Source organism: Vibrio mimicus CAIM 602, assembly GCF_000338875.1.
Classification (GTDB): Bacteria; Pseudomonadota; Gammaproteobacteria; order Enterobacterales; family Vibrionaceae; genus Vibrio; species Vibrio mimicus.
Window position 1 is genome coordinate 93,843 of sequence record NZ_AOMO01000029.1, and the last position, 16,456, is coordinate 110,298.

The following is a 16,456-nucleotide window of genomic DNA, read 5'->3' on the forward strand; positions in this document are numbered from 1 at the left end:
TGCGGTGTTGGCTATGTTCGTTCACCTCAATCATAGAATTTGTCTATGCTCATGGGGATTTACTCACTTGCCGTCTACCTATAACTCCAAATCGTTTGGGGATAAAAAAGAATAAGGCCAGCAATATGCTGGCCTTGAATCATGCGTGAGTAGCAAATTATGCTTTTTTCGCTTCTGCTGCTGCTTTTGCGATGGCTGCAAAGCCTTTTGCATCCAGCGATGCACCACCAACCAGCGCACCGTCGATGTCTGGTTGTGCAAAATAAGCGGCTGCGTTTTCAGGTTTTACAGAACCGCCGTACTGGATGATCACTTGTTCTGCAACTGCTGCATCTTTTGCTGCGATCAGTGCGCGGATAGAAGCGTGGATGCGTTGTGCATCATCCGCTGTTGCTGCTTTACCAGTACCGATTGCCCAGATTGGTTCGTAAGCGATGATTGCGCCGTTCAGTGCTTCAACACCGTAAGTGTCGATAACTGCGTTGATTTGGCGAGCACATACTGCTTCAGTTTCGCCTGCTTCGTTTTGTGCTTCAGTTTCACCGATACAGAAAACTGGAGTTAGGCCATTTTCTTTCAGGAAAGCAAATTTCTTCGCTACGAACTCGTCAGATTCTTTGTGGTAATCACGACGCTCAGAGTGACCGATGATGATGTGAGAAGCACCGAAATCTTTCAGCATTGCTGGAGACATATCACCAGTGTAAGCACCGCTGTTGTGAGTATCTGTGTTTTGTGCACCCAGGATCAGCTTGTTGCCGCCTTCTTTGATCAGGCGCTCAGCCAGATCTAAATACATCGCTGGTGGCGCAACTACTACATCAACACCCGCAACACCTTCAAGTTCTGCATTCAAGCCGTTTAGCAGGTCAGTGACCATAGCTTTGCTGCCATTCAGTTTCCAGTTACCCATCACAACAGGACGACGCATAGGAATATCTCCATATCTAATCAATGTAAAAAATAAACTCGCAGGACTATAGCAGAATAAATTCGTCAGATCATGACTCGCATCATGTCTTTATGGGATCTCACAGGCGCGACAAATCAGTAATCCAGTGATCTGAGTGACAGATTATTCGGTAGTGGCTCGGTTTTTTAGGTTTAACTTGTTATTACTATCCATCTATCTAGTACAGAACGATTTTTATCAACCGTAAGCAAGGAAAAAGCAATGCCAAACTTAGTCATGGAATACTCAAATTCAGTGGATGAGCGTATTAATGTGCAAGGATTACTGGAAGATTTACATCAAGCTGCGATTGATTCAGGACTGTTTGATGCAAGTTCGGTAAAATCCCGTGCACTGCGCTGCCATCATTGGTTGATTGGTAATGAAGGCGATAGCGTAGATTTTATTCACATCAGCTTTGAGCTATTAGCCGGACGCAGCGCTGAACAAAAGCGCGATTTATCGCGCAAGCTGATGGAGATTTTGGTGGATAAAGCCAGCCATGTGCGCAGTTTGACCATTAATATCCGAGATATGGATATCGACTGCTTTCAAAAAGTCATCAATGGATGACCGTGTTTAGGTAAAAATCATGTCGTTAAAAACACTGTTGTTTTCTTTTCAGGGGCGCATTGGGCGTCAAACCTTCTGGCTGTGGAATATCTGCTATTACGCCATGATTGCAGGCTTTGCGATTGGCTCTAATCAGCTATTTCCTAGCGTTGCGCACCTGATCTTACCGATCTTTCTGTTGCTTGTTTTGGTGCCGGATCTGGCTATCACAGCCAAACGTTGGCATGACCGAGACAAATCGAGTTGGTGGTTGTTGCTCAATGTCCCTTTGGTGATTGGTCGAATGACCATTCCTGCGGGTGAACTGGCGGTGAATACCCAACCAGGAATGGCGGAAACTCTGATTTCTTTTGCTGCTTTGCTCTGTGGAGCGTGGATTTTAGTGGAATGTGGATTTCTTGCTGGCAGCGAGGGCAGTAACCGATTCGGGCCACAGCCTAAGCCGATGAAGAAAGGCTAAACCATTAAACCGATTAAAAAGAGGAGGCATTCGCCTCCTCTTTCAGTTTTTACTGTGCGAGCAATTATCGCCACTCGTCATTAGAATTCGCTCTTGGTCGAAACGGAACAACTTCAGCGACGGAATCTTGTTGGAGATCCCCATCCAATGCATTGCGAAATCGCACCATCTGTTGGCTGAGTTCACGCATGAGAATCACATTGGTATGCACAGGGTTTTTGCACTGACCCACCACTCGATCTATGTGGCTCTGTTGTGCCCACAACCTTTGCTGCATCGATTCAGAGGCAGATAGGATCATCTCTTCACACATCTCTTTTTTGAACTGAGTGAAGGCTTCAGGGTTATGTTTTGCCAGCTCAACCAATTCGTCAAAAGGCGGAAGTGCTTGAATATATGGAATGTCAGTTGGAGGAGTGGTCATCGCTCTCACCTCGCCAGATGCTAAAATTGATTACTTTATCAACAATCCAAGCATAATCGATTATCAGTGAGTTGTGCGGAACGAAAGTCGCCCTTCTTATAAATAAGACGCCATTCAAGCAGCAGAGATGAGATAAGCGCAGCGTCGTTCACCAGTCACAATGTGCTCTAAACGCTGTACTTGGTAGCTATCTCCCAGTAATGATTGGAAAATAGTTAATTCTGATTGGCACAAGTTAGGGCAGCGAGTAGCAGCCTTACAAATTGGGCAGTGATTTTCCACCAACATAAATCCTGCGTCGGTTTGTTCAAGTTCGGCCATGTAGCCTTCTTGCTCACGCAACTGCACCAATTTATGCAGTTTTTCTTCAAGTGAGTGGCAACTTTTTAAAGCGGCTTGGTAACTGCGTAGAGTTTGTGCCTCTCGCTCAGCGGCAACTTTGGCCAATCCTTCTTTACCAAAAAGATGCTCAACCGCATCGATGACTTGAATGGTTAGCTCACCGTGGCGATCTGCAAATTGATTGTGCCCTTTAGCTGTCAAAGACCAGTGACGAGTAGGGCGGCCGACTTTCACTTTCACATCATGAAATGAGAGTACGCCATCATCCTCCAAACTTTGCAAATGCTGACGAGCGCCCATGGTCGTAATGCCTAGGTCTTCAGCCAACTGTTTGGCGGTTACGGTGCCTTCACGTTTAATGGTGTGAAGAATGCGGTCAACCGTTTTCATCGTCTCTCATTATCCTTGTTCCTAAAAAGTGCTTGGTTTTCGCCTTTATCTATCCCGCTTCGGCGTACCTTGCTCTGTCGTTATTATGGAATGTGAATTAAATAAAGCAAACCATTTACTATGCCCTACAGACTTGAAGCCGTTATTGTTTTGGCTGCGTTACGTATCACACTATGGCGCTTATACATGCTCATGAATATTCACTCACGCTTACCAACAACGCCAAGTTGGTTGGGATAGATCGATCAAGTCATTCAAAGTCTTGCAGATAAGGACAGAAGGATTTGGTGTTTGAAAATGTTAATTTAATCACGTTTTTTTACGCTTCCCCCCTTGGGATATGGCACAACTTACCCCACATAAGTGACACATGCTGATGATCAGCGTTTTATCAACCATACGGAAAATTAAATCAGGAGAGACGACCGATGAATATTCGTCCATTACATGACCGAGTGATCGTTGAACGCCAAGAAGTTGAATCAAAATCTGCTGGTGGAATTGTTCTAACTGGTTCTGCGGCGGAAAAATCAACTCGCGGTAAAGTGTTGGCTGTTGGTAAAGGCCGCATTCTGGAGAACGGTTCAGTTCAACCTCTGGACGTGAAAGTAGGCGACACCGTGATTTTTGCAGAAAGCTACGGCACAAAAACAGAAAAGATCGATGGCAAAGAAGTGTTGATCTTGTCTGAACATGACATTTTGGCAATCGTTGAATAATTGATTCTGAATCCCAACGAAATCAATAACTGAATTTAGAAAGGAAATGAAAAATGGCTGCTAAAGACGTACGTTTTGGTAATGACGCTCGTGTAAAAATGCTAGAAGGCGTAAACATTCTGGCGGATGCGGTAAAAGTAACCTTAGGCCCTAAAGGCCGTAACGTGGTTCTAGATAAATCTTTCGGTGCACCAACCATTACTAAAGATGGTGTATCGGTTGCGCGTGAAATTGAACTGGAAGACAAATTCCAGAACATGGGCGCACAAATGGTTAAAGAAGTGGCTTCACAAGCGAACGATGCAGCGGGTGACGGCACAACAACGGCAACAGTACTGGCTCAAGCGATTGTGAACGAAGGCCTAAAAGCGGTTGCTGCAGGCATGAACCCAATGGATCTGAAGCGCGGTATCGATAAAGCGGTTGTGGCTGCTGTGGAAGAGCTGAAAGCGCTGTCAGTAATTTGTGCGGATACTAAAGCGATTGCTCAAGTAGGTACTATATCTGCTAACTCAGACTCTAGCGTGGGCAACATCATTGCTGAAGCAATGGAAAAAGTCGGTCGCGACGGCGTTATCACGGTTGAAGAAGGCCAAGCGCTGCAAGACGAGCTGGATGTTGTAGAAGGTATGCAGTTTGACCGTGGTTACCTGTCACCATACTTCATCAACAACCAAGAATCAGGCAGTGTAGAACTGGACAACCCATTCATTCTGCTGGTTGACAAGAAAATCTCTAACATCCGTGAACTGCTGCCAGTGCTGGAAGGCGTTGCAAAAGCATCTCGTCCACTGCTGATCGTTGCAGAAGATGTGGAAGGCGAAGCGCTGGCAACTCTGGTTGTGAACAACATGCGTGGTATCGTGAAAGTAGCGGCAGTCAAAGCACCTGGCTTTGGTGATCGTCGTAAAGCGATGCTGCAAGATATCGCGATTCTGACTGGTGGCGTAGTGATCTCTGAAGAGATCGGTCTGGAGTTGGAAAAAGCGACTCTGGAAGACCTAGGTCAAGCGAAGCGCGTTTCTATCACGAAAGAAAACTCAACCATCATTGATGGTGCAGGCGATCAAGCTGCGATCCAAGGTCGTGTTGCACAGATCCGTCAACAAATCGAAGAAGCAACGTCTGACTACGATAAAGAGAAACTGCAAGAGCGTGTGGCTAAACTGGCCGGTGGCGTTGCTGTAATCAAAGTGGGCGCTGCAACTGAAGTTGAAATGAAAGAGAAGAAAGACCGCGTAGAAGATGCTCTGCACGCGACTCGCGCTGCGGTAGAAGAAGGCGTGGTAGCGGGTGGTGGTGTTGCACTAATCCGTGCAGCGTCTAAGCTGGCTTCTCTGGTTGGTGACAACGAAGAGCAAAATGTAGGTATCCGTGTTGCACTACGTGCAATGGAAGCACCACTGCGTCAAATTGTGAAAAACGCAGGTGACGAAGAGTCAGTGGTTGCGAACAACGTACGTGCAGGCGAAGGTAACTACGGTTACAACGCGGCAACTGGCGTTTACGGTGACATGATCGAAATGGGTATTCTGGATCCAACCAAAGTAACCCGTTCTGCTCTGCAATTCGCAGCTTCTGTTGCTGGTCTAATGATCACGACTGAAGCGATGATTACTGAACTGCCGAAGAAAGATGCACCAGCAATGCCAGACATGGGCATGGGTGGCATGGGCGGCATGATGTAGTGCGACGAGAGTCGCGTAGGTAGCTAGCCGAGCGGGCTACGTCCATAGTAACCACTAACTTTATGTTGTGGTTACTATCCCACCCGCCGAAATAGCAAATAAATAAAACCCGATATTCGGGCTTAACCCAAGCCCGAATATCGGTCCTCGTAAGAGGTCCGATTTTAGGCATGGGCGAAAGTTTGTGTCCCTCGCTTTAGGCGAATGATATACGTTGAAGCAGCGCTATCAGTGTCTGTGAAGTAACGGGAATATTCGTGTCTTATTTAAGCTTGAGCCACCAGCACGGTGCGAAGCTGTTTTCATTATTGTCTTAGCCAATTTCTTACTCGGACGGGTAGGTTATTGGACAGTAAGACCTGTTGTTCAGCCAATAGTAGCCTAGGGATAGTGCATCTGCGGTAACGCGGTGTGCGGAGCTTCCTGATAATGTACCCCCACGAAAGTGGTTAATCCTTGCTGCGAAGTGAAGGTTAAGACAATCGCCAATAGCAGGCGGTTTAGGGGCTAGGCTGGGTTATATGGTTAACGTAAGTGAACTACTGATAAACACCGTCAGCCGCGACGAGCGTAACGCTATTGTCGTGACGACTAATTATCCCTTGGGAAGATTAGTCATCACTAACGCTCTGACCAAAAGGTATATGGCCGGTTATCTCTTTTACATCTGGGGATACGCTGACTTATGCGCCATCGGTGGATAGGTAGAACCTAAGTAACTCGTGTAATGAAAACGGAACTCGGAAACCCCGTATCTTTGCCCCAATAGGGCAGGCAACTCGTAAGAGGCGCTGTTGAGGATGCGGGCACAGGAGAGCAGAAAAAGCGAAAGCCAGCTTGTAATGAGCTGGATAGAAAGCCAACGTGCTTTCACCGGAAACGGGGCCCACGTCTGCTTGGTCTTTAATTGCGTGAAAATCAGTAAAGCCGTCAAGTTTTACGGTAGTTGAAACTGTCAGAGTCCAATTGTGGGCGTTACCTTTCCTATTTGAGGATCTCGGGTACTGTCAGCAACAAGTTCAAGCCTCATAGGGTAAATCTCTGCCCTATGGGGCACAGATGCGCCTTGTGTTGCTTGTTTAACTTATCGTTAATGGAGGAAAGCAAGGTGCATACTTCAATGCAAATTGACGTATCTGCATCCTCCCACCAGACACAGCAGTGGCACAGCATCGACTGGTCACTAATGTATCGCACGGTGAGAGGGCTACAGGTACGGATCGCAAAGGCAACGAAAAAGTCTGACTGGCGACAGGTCAAAAGACTGCAACGCATGTTAACTCGTTCGTTTGCTGCCAAGGTGATAGCCATTCGGCGCGTCACTGAAAACAGAGGGAAAAACACACCGGGTGTTGATGGAGAAATCTGGAACACTCCTGCTTTGAAATGGGGAGCCATAAACCAACTGATGCGTAAAGGCTACAAGCCAAGTCCGCTGAGGCGAGTCTATATTCCTAAAGCTAATGGCAAGCGTAGGCCGCTGGGAATACCAACCATGCGTGATAGAGCAATGCAGGCACTATACCTGTTAGCTCTTGAACCCATATCGGAAACCACGGCGGATAGAAACAGCTATGGCTTTCGCCCGAATCGCTCTTGTGCTGATGCCATCGAACAATGCTTCGTGAATCTCAGCCGCAAGGCTAGTGCGAGTTGGGTGCTGGAGGGCGATATCAAAGGGTGTTTTGACTTTATCAGCCATGACTGGCTTATCGGCAATATCCCCATGGATAAGGCGATACTCAAGAAATGGCTGAAAGCCGGATTCATGGAATCTGGGAAGTTCAACTTGACGGATGCGGGTACACCACAAGGTGGGATTATCTAACCCGTACTTGCCAATATGGCCTTAGATGGACTGGAAACGGTGCTCGAATCTCGCTTCGGGATGAAAAACACGAAAGCCAGTTACAAAACTAAGGTCAATTATGTACGTTATGCAGATGACTTTATCATTACTGGGATCTCGAAAGAGTTACTGGAATATGAGGTTTTACCGATCGTTGAAGCCTTTATGGCAGAACGTGGACTGCAATTGTCAGCAGAAAAAACGCTGATTACGCACATAGACGACTGGTTCGATTTTCTCGGGCAAAATTTGCGTAAATACGACGGCAAAATGTTGATTAAGCCGTCAAAGAAAAACGTGAAGAATTTTCTGCGCGGTGTACGAGATTATCTCAACAGCCATAAAACGGTGCCAGCTTCAGCGGTGATAGCGAAGTTGAATCCGATGATCAGAGGATGGTGTAACTACCACCGCTGGGTATGTGCGAGTGAGACATTCAAGTATATTGATTACCGGATCTGGAAAATGTTGTGGCAGTGGTGCCGCCGAATCCATTTGAATCGCCGTAAGCGCTGGATTAAAGAGAAATACTTTAAAACAGTGGGTGATAGAAACTGGGTATTCAGCGCACCGAAACCGAAAGGGGAAGATGGCCACTACCGCTTGCTGAGTGCAGCGAGAGTGAAAATCGACAAACATGTGAAAATTCGGGCAACAGCTAACTGTTACCTACCTGAGAACGAACAATACTTTGAGCGTCTGAAGATGCAAAGGTTGAAGAAATCTTTGTCGGGTAACTGGAAACTATGGAAGATTGTCGAGAGACAAGACTACAAATGTGCGGTGTGTCATCAGCAGTTTCACTCAGAAGATGAATGGGATATTCACCATATCGTCAGAAGAGTGGATGGCGGCACGGACATAAGCTCGAACTTGATGATGTTGCATATAAACTGTCATAGGAAAATACATACGTAACATGTGGATTTTGCGGGTCACAAAGTTGAATGTTGCATATGAATTCCGTATAAGAAACTGGTGGGTATGAAACTATTTTATCCACTTGTTTTAATAATTATTCAGGGTAACAGAAATGGATAAATGGGAATTCTATAAAGACAATTCAAACGAATGGCGTTGGCGCCGAACTGCATCAAATGGACGTATTGTTGGTGCCTCTAGTCAGGGCTATGTAAACAAAGCTGATTGTGTGGAAAATGCAAGACGTAATGGTTACACAGGATAATGTTGCTGGCTTAAACTCAGTTTAAGCTTATAAAAGCTTGAGCCGTATGTGGGGAAACTCGCACGTACGGTTCTTAGGGGGCGGTGGCGCAGTAATGCGTCACTGCTACCCGACATCATCCCCTAATGTTGAAAAACCGGAGCTAAGTCTCCGGTTTTTTTATGTTTAATCTGGCAAGGCTTGAGATCATCTTCTATCTTGCCTAAGTAACTCATTCAAGCGGAAAACTGACACAATATTCACAAATTCTCGAGAGAGATATGGATAATGTTGCTTAGTTTTTCCCCTTACCCATCCTGATTGGAGGTTATTTTTATGAAAAAGCCGTTTGCTTTGATGGCTCTAACTGCAGCGATGGCTGCTCCAGCAGCACTGGCTTCAACACCAGTCATGTTTTCTTCTATCGACAATTTCAACACGCCAGATGCTAACCAAGTAGCGGGTCTGCGTTTGTCTGCATTGCACGGTAAAGTTGATGAAGTGAAAGGGGTCGATTTCTCGATTCTTGGTTTATCTGAAACCAACAAAACTACAGGTGTGAACTTTGGTCTATTCTTCGGTGCGAGCAAAGTTAACCAAGAGATGACTGGTGCATCATTGGGTCTGCTGAACTGGAACACAGGTAGCACTTACGGTGCAAACTTAGGTCTGGTTAACCTGACTAACGACGTTAAAGGCGCTAACTTGAGTTTTGTGAACTATTCAGAAGGTAACACCTTGGTTGACCTAGGTGCGGCTAACTTCTCGAACACTTCTACTGTTCAGTTTGGCCTGTTCAACAAAACTGCAAAAATTGAAGGCGTACAGATTGGTTTGATCAACTGTGCTGACAACGGTTTCTTTAAGTGTTTCCCAATCATTAACTTTGCTAAGTAATGATTTAAAAAAGCGTTGCCAAGGCAACGCTTTTTTTTTTCACTCAAGGTGTAAATCGAGCGGAGTTTTGCTGGGTTTACCTCCGATTTCTCGAGTCAATTTCGGTACCAGATAACCGGAAACCCGCTCAATTAAGCCTGCCATAAGCTGCCGTGCTTCAGCATCACTCACGTAAAAATGCGCCGCACCCTGCACCTTATCCAGCACATGCAGGTAATAAGGTAAAATTCCCGCATCAAATAAAGTTTCACTGAGTGCAACTTGTTCTTCAACGGAGTTATTTACGCCTTTAAGCAGCACACCTTGGTTAAGCAGAGTCACGTTAACTGCGCGTAAGCGTGCCATTTGCTGTTTGAGCTCCAGATTGATTTCATTGGCGTGATTGATGTGCGTAACCAGCAAGACTTGCAAGCGAGTTTGTGCGAATAGCTCAACCAATTCATCCGTGATACGCGCAGGGATCACGACAGGTAATCGTGAGTGAATACGCAGTCGTTTGATGTGCGGGATCGTAGCGATGCGTTCAATCAACCAAGCGAGTTCATGATCCTTCGCCATCAAAGGATCACCGCCCGAGAAGATCACTTCATTGAGTTGCGGATTCTGCGCGATGTAATCAAGACTTTGCTGCCAAATTGCTTTACTGCCTTTGTTATCTTCATAAGGGAAATGACGACGGAAACAGTAGCGGCAGTTGATTGCGCAGCCGCCTTTCACGATCAGCAAGCAACGATTTTGGTACTTGTGTAGCAAGCCTGGAATTGCGTTGTTTTGCTCATCCAGAGGATCATTGGAATAGCCGGGATGTACCTCAAATTCTGCGCCCAATGGCAAAACTTGACGTAAAAGTGGATCGTAAGGATTGCCTTTTTGCATGCGATCGACAAAACTTTGCGGCACCCGCTGCGCAAACAGTTTGCGCGCTTCAAATCCGTCTTGCCATGGCGATGGATCGATCTCGAGTTGCTGTAATAATTGAGCAGGATCCGAGATCGCGTTTGCCAGCTGTTGCAGCCAGTTTTGCTCAACAGAAACGACTTTTCGGGTTATGATGTGCGGCATTGATTTTAACTCGAAGATAGTAAGAGGACAAAATGGCTACTGTTAGCACGAATGAATTTAAAGGCGGTCTCAAAATTATGCTTGATAACGAGCCTTGTGTCATTCTCGAAAACGAGTATGTAAAACCAGGTAAAGGTCAGGCATTCAACCGCGTGAGAATCCGTAAGCTGCTTACTGGTAAAGTTCTGGAAAAAACTTTTAAATCGGGTGACACAGCGGAAGTTGCTGATGTTATCGATATCGATCTGGATTACCTGTACAACGATGGCGAATTCTACCACTTCATGAACAACAGCACATTCGAACAGCTTGCTGCAGATGCAAAAGCGGTCGGTGAGAATGCGAAATGGTTGGTAGAAAACAACACTTGTATGCTGACACTGTGGAATGGTAACCCAATCGCGGTAACTCCACCAAACTTCGTTGAGCTAGAAGTGACTGAAACTGATCCAGGCGTTAAAGGTGACACTCAAGGTACTGGCGGTAAACCAGCAACTCTGTCTACTGGTGCGGTAGTTCGCGTACCTCTATTTGTACAGATCGGCGAAGTGATCAAAGTGGACACTCGCTCAGCAGAATACGTTGGCCGTGTGAAGTAATCACTTCGGCGACAAGAAAAAACCAACCTTGCGGTTGGTTTTTTTATGCGTGTTTTGCTCTTGTTGCTTGAGCACACCAATAAAAAAGCTGGCCTGTAAGCCAGCTTTTTTGATGCTTCATGTTAGATCATGAAGATAAACACGATAGCCAGTGCTGAGATGATAGTCGCAAAGCCGTAGCAAGCGATTTTTCCTGCCACACCCGTGTGGAATTTCAGGTCATGCATACCGTGATGAACACGGTGCATGGCATGCCACATTGGTAGGGCTAAAGTGCCGATGATGAACAATGCACCAATGATGCTAGTTGCAAAGCTGGCTACACGCTCATAGCTTAGTGCTTCGGCATCAATCACACCGAGTGGCGCAAGAATGCCCAGTACCAGAATGGTAATTGGGGTGATCATGGCAAACCAAGTGCCACCAGCACCAAACAGGCTCCACCATACTGGTTCGTCTGAACGTTTTGGGTTGGTATTAATCACAATAAGCTCCTTACACCACAATAAGAACAATCAGTGAGATAAAGGCCACGGCCGCCCACTGTGCTAGCACGATGATCTTTTTATCAACGGGTTTGCCACCCAAGCGAATTGGCACTACTTGCGGCATCATGCTGAAGAAGGTTTGTGCATGGAACAAGCTACCAGCCAGTGCCACGATGTTGATCGCAACGACGAGTGGGTTTGCCATAAAATCCAACCAGGTTTGCCATGCTTCAGGGCCTTTCACCAGAGAACCTAAGCCAACGGTTAGGAACAAGGTAAACAGGATCAATGGCAGAACCGTTGCTTCACGCACCATGTAGAAACGGTAGAAAGGATGATCTTTCCACCAAGTACGTTTCATTTCACGAACATAAGGTTTACGGTTACTCATCCTTAGGCCTCCACTTTCTTCGGTGAACCGTCAGGGTTCAACATCGCGATCACGAAGTCTAATGATGACTCCACTTTGCCTTGGTTCACGGCTGCCGCTGGGTCAACGTGTTTTGGACACACTTCAGAGCAGTAACCAACGAAGGTACAGCCCCAAGCGCCGTTTTCACCGTTGATCAGTTTCATACGCTCGGCTTTACCGTTGTCACGGCTGTCGAGGTTGTAGCGATGCGCCAGAGTCAAAGCAGCAGGGCCGATAAACTCAGGGTTTAGCCCGAACTGCGGACACGCGGCATAACACAAACCACAGTTGATACAGCCAGCAAATTGCTTGTAGCGTGCCATTTGCTCTGGAGTTTGTAGGTTAGTACCGTCTTCTGGCTTACGATCGTTACCGATGATGTATGGCTTGATCGCTTCCAGACGCTCAATGAATGGCGTCATGTCTACGATCAAGTCTTTTTCGATTGGGAAGTTCGCCAGCGGTTCGATTTTTACGCCTTCTGGGTAATCACGTAAGAAGCTCTTACATGCCAGTTTTGGCACACCATTGACCATGATGCCGCACGATCCACAGATCGCCATACGGCATGACCAGCGGTAAGAAAGATCTTTGTCTAAGTGATCTTTCACATAGCCAATTGCATCCAGTACCGACATGGTTTCATCAAACGGCACTTCGAAGCGTTGCATGTGTGGCTCTGCATCTTTGGCTGGGTCGTAGCGCAGAATGTCCACTTTTTGAATACGTTGTGCTGACATTAGTTTTGCTCCTCTACGCTTTTTCCGGCCGCTTCAGCTGCCGCAGCTTTTTCTGCTGCTTCACCGTATAGACGCGCTTTTGGCTGCGACTTAGTGATTTTCACTGGGCTGTAATCGATCTTCGGTGATTGACCTTCTTGGAAGAACGCCAGAGAGTGCTTGAGGAATTCCACGTCATCACGCTCTGTGCAACCGTCATCAAGACGTTGATGCGCACCACGAGATTCTTTACGCAGGATAGCGGAGTGAACCATGGCTTCTGCCACATCCAGACCGTAACCGACTTCAATCGCGTATAGCAGGTCAGTGTTGAACACCTTGCCTTTGTCTTTGATGCTGATGCGCTTGTAACGCTCTTTCAACTCAGCCAGTTTGTTGATGGTGTCTTGCATCAGATCTTCCTGACGGTAGATACCACAACCTGCTTCCATGGTGTGACCCATTTCAGTACGGATGGTTGCCCAGTTTTCATCACCTTCTTGTTGCATCAGTGCTGCGATACGATCTTCAACCGCTTTCACTTGTGCAGCGATTGCTGTTTCGTTCCAGCCTTTGAACTGTGCTGCGCGCTCAACCGCTTTTTCACCCGCTACGCGGCCAAATACCACGAATTCAGCCAGTGAGTTAGAACCTAAACGGTTCGCACCATGCAGACCGACAGACGCACATTCACCGACGGCGAACAGACCTTTAATGCGCGTTTCACATTCGCCATTCGTTTCGATACCACCCATGGTGTAGTGTACGGTTGGGCGAATTGGAATTGGCTCTTTCGCTGGGTCAACGTTCACGTACGCTTTCGCCAGTTCACAGATAAATGGCAGGCGCTCTTGCAGGTATTCTTCACCTAAATGACGTAGGTCTAGGTGCACCACATCGCCCAGTGGGTGTTTGATGGTGTTGCCTTTTTGCTGCTCATGCCAGAAAGCTTGGGAAACTTTGTCACGTGGACCCAGTTCCATGTATTTGTTCTTCGGCTGGCCCACTGGCGTTTCAGGGCCCATGCCGTAGTCTTGCAGGTAACGGTAGCCATTTTTGTTGACGATAATACCGCCTTCACCACGACAACCTTCGGTCATCAGAATGCCGGTACCAGGCAGACCAGTTGGGTGGTACTGAACGAATTCCATATCACGTAGAGGAACGCCGTGACGGAAAGCCATCGCCATACCATCACCAGTCACAATACCGCCGTTGGTGTTGCAGTGGTAAACGCGACCTGCGCCGCCAGTGGCTAGGACAACCGATTTGGCTTTGATTGTGACCAGTTCGCCTTCCGACATATGAATCGCGATCAAACCTTGGATTTCACCTTCATCAACCAGCAAATCCACCACAAAGTACTCATCCAATCGCTTGATTTGTGGGTACTTCATTGAAGTCTGGAACAGGGTGTGCAGCATGTGGAAGCCAGTTTTGTCGGCTGCGAACCATGTGCGCTCAACTTTCATACCGCCGAAGCGACGTACGTTGACTTCACCATTCTCTTTACGGCTCCAAGGACAACCCCATTGTTCCATCTGGATCATTTCACGGGTTGCATTGGCAACAAAGTATTCAACAACATCCTGTTCACATAGCCAGTCACCACCGCCAACGGTATCGTTGAAGTGGTTATCTAGACTATCTTCATCCTTGATAACTGCTGCGGAGCCACCCTCGGCTGCGACGGTATGAGAACGCATTGGATAAACTTTAGAAATCAGAGCAACTTCTAAATGAGGGTTTGCTTCTGCCGCTGCAATAGCAGTACGAAGACCAGCGCCGCCAGCGCCGATGACTGCGATATCTGTGGTGATAATTTGCACAGTTATCCTCCAGTGTGATTATTTTTTTATGTGTGGACTGGGTTTAAGCCCGGTTCCTGGAATCGTTAGATGTGATTCAAACGCATGGGATCATGGTTTTCTTCTGCATCCACCCACCCATTAAGTGGTAGCGGTAGTGTAGAAGAGCTTGGAAGTGGAAAAATTGATTCTGTTGGGTTTTTGCTTCGGTATTGCAAACTTAAGCATACTATTTGCCCTATATGTGACTGGTGTCACAATTGGGTTTGGATTTTTATTCTGAACGAGTACAATTCGTTATCTCTGTTAATTGTTGAGCGACATCATGACTAGTTCCGACTGGATGCCTACCGCATCAATAAGCCAATTAAAACAACGCGCTACCTTACTGCGCCAGATCCGAGAATTCTTTGCCGAACGTGATGTGCTGGAAGTGGAAACCCCAGCCATGAGTCACGCAACGGTGACGGATATCCACTTACATACCTTTAAAACGGAATTCGTTGGGCCGGGTTATGCCAAGGGCAGTTCACTGCACCTAATGACTAGCCCTGAATTTCATATGAAGCGTTTGTTAGCGGCAGGCAGTGGTTGTATTTATCAGCTTGGTAAAGCCTTTCGTAACGAAGAAAATGGTCGCTACCACAATCCTGAGTTCACCATGTTGGAATGGTACCGCATTGGCTTTGATCACCATGCTTTGATGGATGAGATGGACGCTTTGCTACAACTGGTACTGCGCTGTGGCAGTGCAGAGCGAATGACTTACCAAGAAGCCTTCCTTAATGTGCTCGGTGTTTGTCCATTAAAAGGTGAGATGAGTGAGTTAAAGCAAGTTGCCGCGACGCTAGGTTTAAGTGATATCGCAGAGCCTGAAGAGGATCGTGACACTTTATTGCAACTGCTGTTTAGCATTGGTATTGAGCCAAAAATTGGCCAATCCGTGCCTGCTTTTGTTTATGATTTTCCGGCTTCGCAAGCGGCATTGGCCAAAATTAATCCTGCAGACCCACGGGTAGCCGACCGTTTTGAAGTCTATTTCAAAGGGATAGAACTGGCCAACGGCTTCCATGAGTTGGATAACCCTGCAGAACAGCTTGCTCGTTTTAAAGCTGATAACGCCAAACGTTTAGAAATGGGGCTAGCTGAACAGCCGATCGATTATCATTTGATCGCAGCGTTGGAAGCAGGTTTGCCAGAGTGTGCAGGGGTAGCACTGGGAATCGATCGTCTGATCATGTTGGCACTGGGCGAAGATCATATTGATAAGGTCACCGCATTTCCGTTTCCACGAGCCTGATCAGTTTCTCAGTTTGCAACATATTCACCCTTTTCAGACCCAGTTTTAACGAGGTAAGCGCTCGCGTCATGCAGCCAACCTCGTTATACTCCTTGTCTGATTTGAATCCCCATTGCAAGAGCACAGGATATGCAAGAGTACATTGAGTTTTTCCAGCAAAATATGATCCTTTCACTGGCTTGGATCGGTATTTTGGTGGCGTTAATCGCCAGCATTTATAAATCTGCCACCGCCACTTACCAAGAAGTGACCGCGACCCAAGCGACACATCTGATTAACCGTGAAAACGGAATCGTAGTGGATATCCGCAGCAAAGATGAGTTCAAACAGGGACACATTACCGACGCAATTCACATTTTGCCGTCAGACATTAAGGCTGGAAACTTGGCTGGGCTTGAAAGCCATAAATCGAGCCCCATTATTGTGGTATGCAAAACAGGTCAAACCGCACGTGAAAGTGCTGATCTACTGACCAAAGCTGGATTTGAGAAGGTCAATCTTCTTAAAAATGGCTTGATTGCTTGGAATGAAGCTAACCTGCCTTTAGTACGCGGTAAACGCTAAGCACTTTGGGTACACAGTCGGCGCTGGTGAAAATGTCAGCGCTTG

17 protein-coding genes and 1 pseudogene are annotated in these 16,456 nt (G+C 46.8%); 10 read left to right on the top strand and 8 right to left on the bottom strand.

Annotated features, from left to right (window positions below; genetic code table 11):
• Positions 1-157 precede the first annotated feature (157 nt).
• Positions 158-931: a triose-phosphate isomerase gene (gene tpiA / locus D908_RS10325; RefSeq protein ID WP_001254173.1), complete on the bottom strand. Its 774-nt coding sequence runs from the start codon at positions 929-931 to the stop codon at positions 158-160.
• A gap of 243 nt (positions 932-1,174) precedes the next feature.
• Between tpiA and D908_RS10320 the strand changes: the two genes are divergently transcribed.
• Positions 1,175-1,525 carry a 5-carboxymethyl-2-hydroxymuconate Delta-isomerase gene (locus D908_RS10320; protein ID WP_001133281.1) on the top strand — a complete coding sequence of 117 codons (351 nt, stop codon included), beginning with the start codon at positions 1,175-1,177 and terminating at the stop codon, positions 1,523-1,525.
• Between the two features lie 19 nt (positions 1,526-1,544).
• Positions 1,545-1,985, top strand: coding sequence for a DUF805 domain-containing protein (locus D908_RS10315; RefSeq protein ID WP_000054145.1), 441 nt, complete (start codon positions 1,545-1,547; stop codon positions 1,983-1,985).
• A gap of 64 nt (positions 1,986-2,049) precedes the next feature.
• Here the strand turns inward: D908_RS10315 and D908_RS10310 are convergent, their stop codons facing one another.
• Positions 2,050-2,409: a DUF3135 domain-containing protein gene (locus D908_RS10310; protein WP_000211145.1), complete on the bottom strand. Its 360-nt coding sequence runs from the start codon at positions 2,407-2,409 to the stop codon at positions 2,050-2,052.
• 114 nt (positions 2,410-2,523) lie between these two features.
• The gene (locus D908_RS10305) at positions 2,524-3,141 is read right to left on the bottom strand and encodes a helix-turn-helix transcriptional regulator (RefSeq protein WP_000859354.1); all 618 of its coding nucleotides are present in this window, start codon (positions 3,139-3,141) and stop codon (positions 2,524-2,526) included.
• A 428-nt stretch (positions 3,142-3,569) separates the two neighbouring features.
• Here D908_RS10305 and D908_RS10300 point away from each other — a divergent pair, with 428 nt between their 5' ends.
• The 5 genes and pseudogenes from D908_RS10300 to D908_RS10290 all read left to right on the top strand — a co-directional run bounded on the left by D908_RS10300 (position 3,570) and on the right by D908_RS10290 (position 9,459).
• Positions 3,570-3,860 (top strand): co-chaperone GroES, encoded by a 291-nt coding sequence (locus D908_RS10300; protein ID WP_001026275.1) that lies wholly within the window; start codon positions 3,570-3,572, stop codon positions 3,858-3,860.
• A 53-nt stretch (positions 3,861-3,913) separates the two neighbouring features.
• The gene (gene groL / locus D908_RS10295) at positions 3,914-5,548 is read left to right on the top strand and encodes a chaperonin GroEL (RefSeq protein WP_000729141.1); all 1,635 of its coding nucleotides are present in this window, start codon (positions 3,914-3,916) and stop codon (positions 5,546-5,548) included.
• A 1,120-nt stretch (positions 5,549-6,668) separates the two neighbouring features.
• Positions 6,669-8,315: pseudogene (gene ltrA / locus D908_RS0119335) on the top strand (group II intron reverse transcriptase/maturase).
• Between the two features lie 115 nt (positions 8,316-8,430).
• Positions 8,431-8,583 carry a YegP family protein gene (locus D908_RS20445; RefSeq protein ID WP_005524330.1) on the top strand — a complete coding sequence of 51 codons (153 nt, stop codon included), beginning with the start codon at positions 8,431-8,433 and terminating at the stop codon, positions 8,581-8,583.
• 315 nt (positions 8,584-8,898) lie between these two features.
• Positions 8,899-9,459, top strand: a complete 561-nt coding sequence (locus tag D908_RS10290; RefSeq protein ID WP_000742820.1) for a VC2662 family protein — start codon at positions 8,899-8,901, stop codon at positions 9,457-9,459.
• 39 nt (positions 9,460-9,498) lie between these two features.
• On the opposite strand, the gene epmB is transcribed toward D908_RS10290, so the two are convergent.
• Entirely contained in the window at positions 9,499-10,521 is a 1,023-nt protein-coding gene (gene epmB, locus D908_RS10285; RefSeq protein WP_001120186.1) for an EF-P beta-lysylation protein EpmB, read from the bottom strand.
• A 32-nt stretch (positions 10,522-10,553) separates the two neighbouring features.
• Between epmB and efp the strand changes: the two genes are divergently transcribed.
• Positions 10,554-11,120 (top strand): elongation factor P, encoded by a 567-nt coding sequence (gene efp / locus D908_RS10280; protein WP_000246892.1) that lies wholly within the window; start codon positions 10,554-10,556, stop codon positions 11,118-11,120.
• A gap of 122 nt (positions 11,121-11,242) precedes the next feature.
• Here the strand turns inward: efp and frdD are convergent, their stop codons facing one another.
• Genes frdD through frdA form a run of 4 tightly spaced genes read right to left on the bottom strand, consistent with a single transcriptional unit; the run spans position 11,243 to position 14,568 of the window.
• Positions 11,243-11,605 carry a fumarate reductase subunit FrdD gene (frdD, locus tag D908_RS10275; RefSeq protein WP_005524333.1) on the bottom strand — a complete coding sequence of 121 codons (363 nt, stop codon included), beginning with the start codon at positions 11,603-11,605 and terminating at the stop codon, positions 11,243-11,245.
• A 10-nt stretch (positions 11,606-11,615) separates the two neighbouring features.
• Positions 11,616-11,999, bottom strand: coding sequence for a fumarate reductase subunit FrdC (gene frdC, locus D908_RS10270; protein WP_000071095.1), 384 nt, complete (start codon positions 11,997-11,999; stop codon positions 11,616-11,618).
• Between the two features lie 2 nt (positions 12,000-12,001).
• Positions 12,002-12,760 carry a succinate dehydrogenase/fumarate reductase iron-sulfur subunit gene (locus D908_RS10265; protein WP_005524335.1) on the bottom strand — a complete coding sequence of 253 codons (759 nt, stop codon included), beginning with the start codon at positions 12,758-12,760 and terminating at the stop codon, positions 12,002-12,004.
• Complete coding sequence (gene frdA, locus D908_RS10260; protein ID WP_005524337.1) at positions 12,760-14,568, bottom strand: fumarate reductase (quinol) flavoprotein subunit; 1,809 nt, start codon at positions 14,566-14,568, stop codon at positions 12,760-12,762. Before frdA ends, D908_RS10265 begins: the two co-directional genes overlap by 1 nt.
• Positions 14,569-14,872: 304 nt before the next feature.
• On the opposite strand from frdA, the gene epmA reads away from it, so the two are divergent.
• Positions 14,873-15,847 carry an elongation factor P--(R)-beta-lysine ligase gene (gene epmA / locus D908_RS10255; RefSeq protein WP_005524340.1) on the top strand — a complete coding sequence of 325 codons (975 nt, stop codon included), beginning with the start codon at positions 14,873-14,875 and terminating at the stop codon, positions 15,845-15,847.
• Between the two features lie 129 nt (positions 15,848-15,976).
• Positions 15,977-16,411: a rhodanese-like domain-containing protein gene (locus D908_RS10250; protein ID WP_005524342.1), complete on the top strand. Its 435-nt coding sequence runs from the start codon at positions 15,977-15,979 to the stop codon at positions 16,409-16,411.
• Positions 16,412-16,456: the final 45 nt, after the last annotated feature.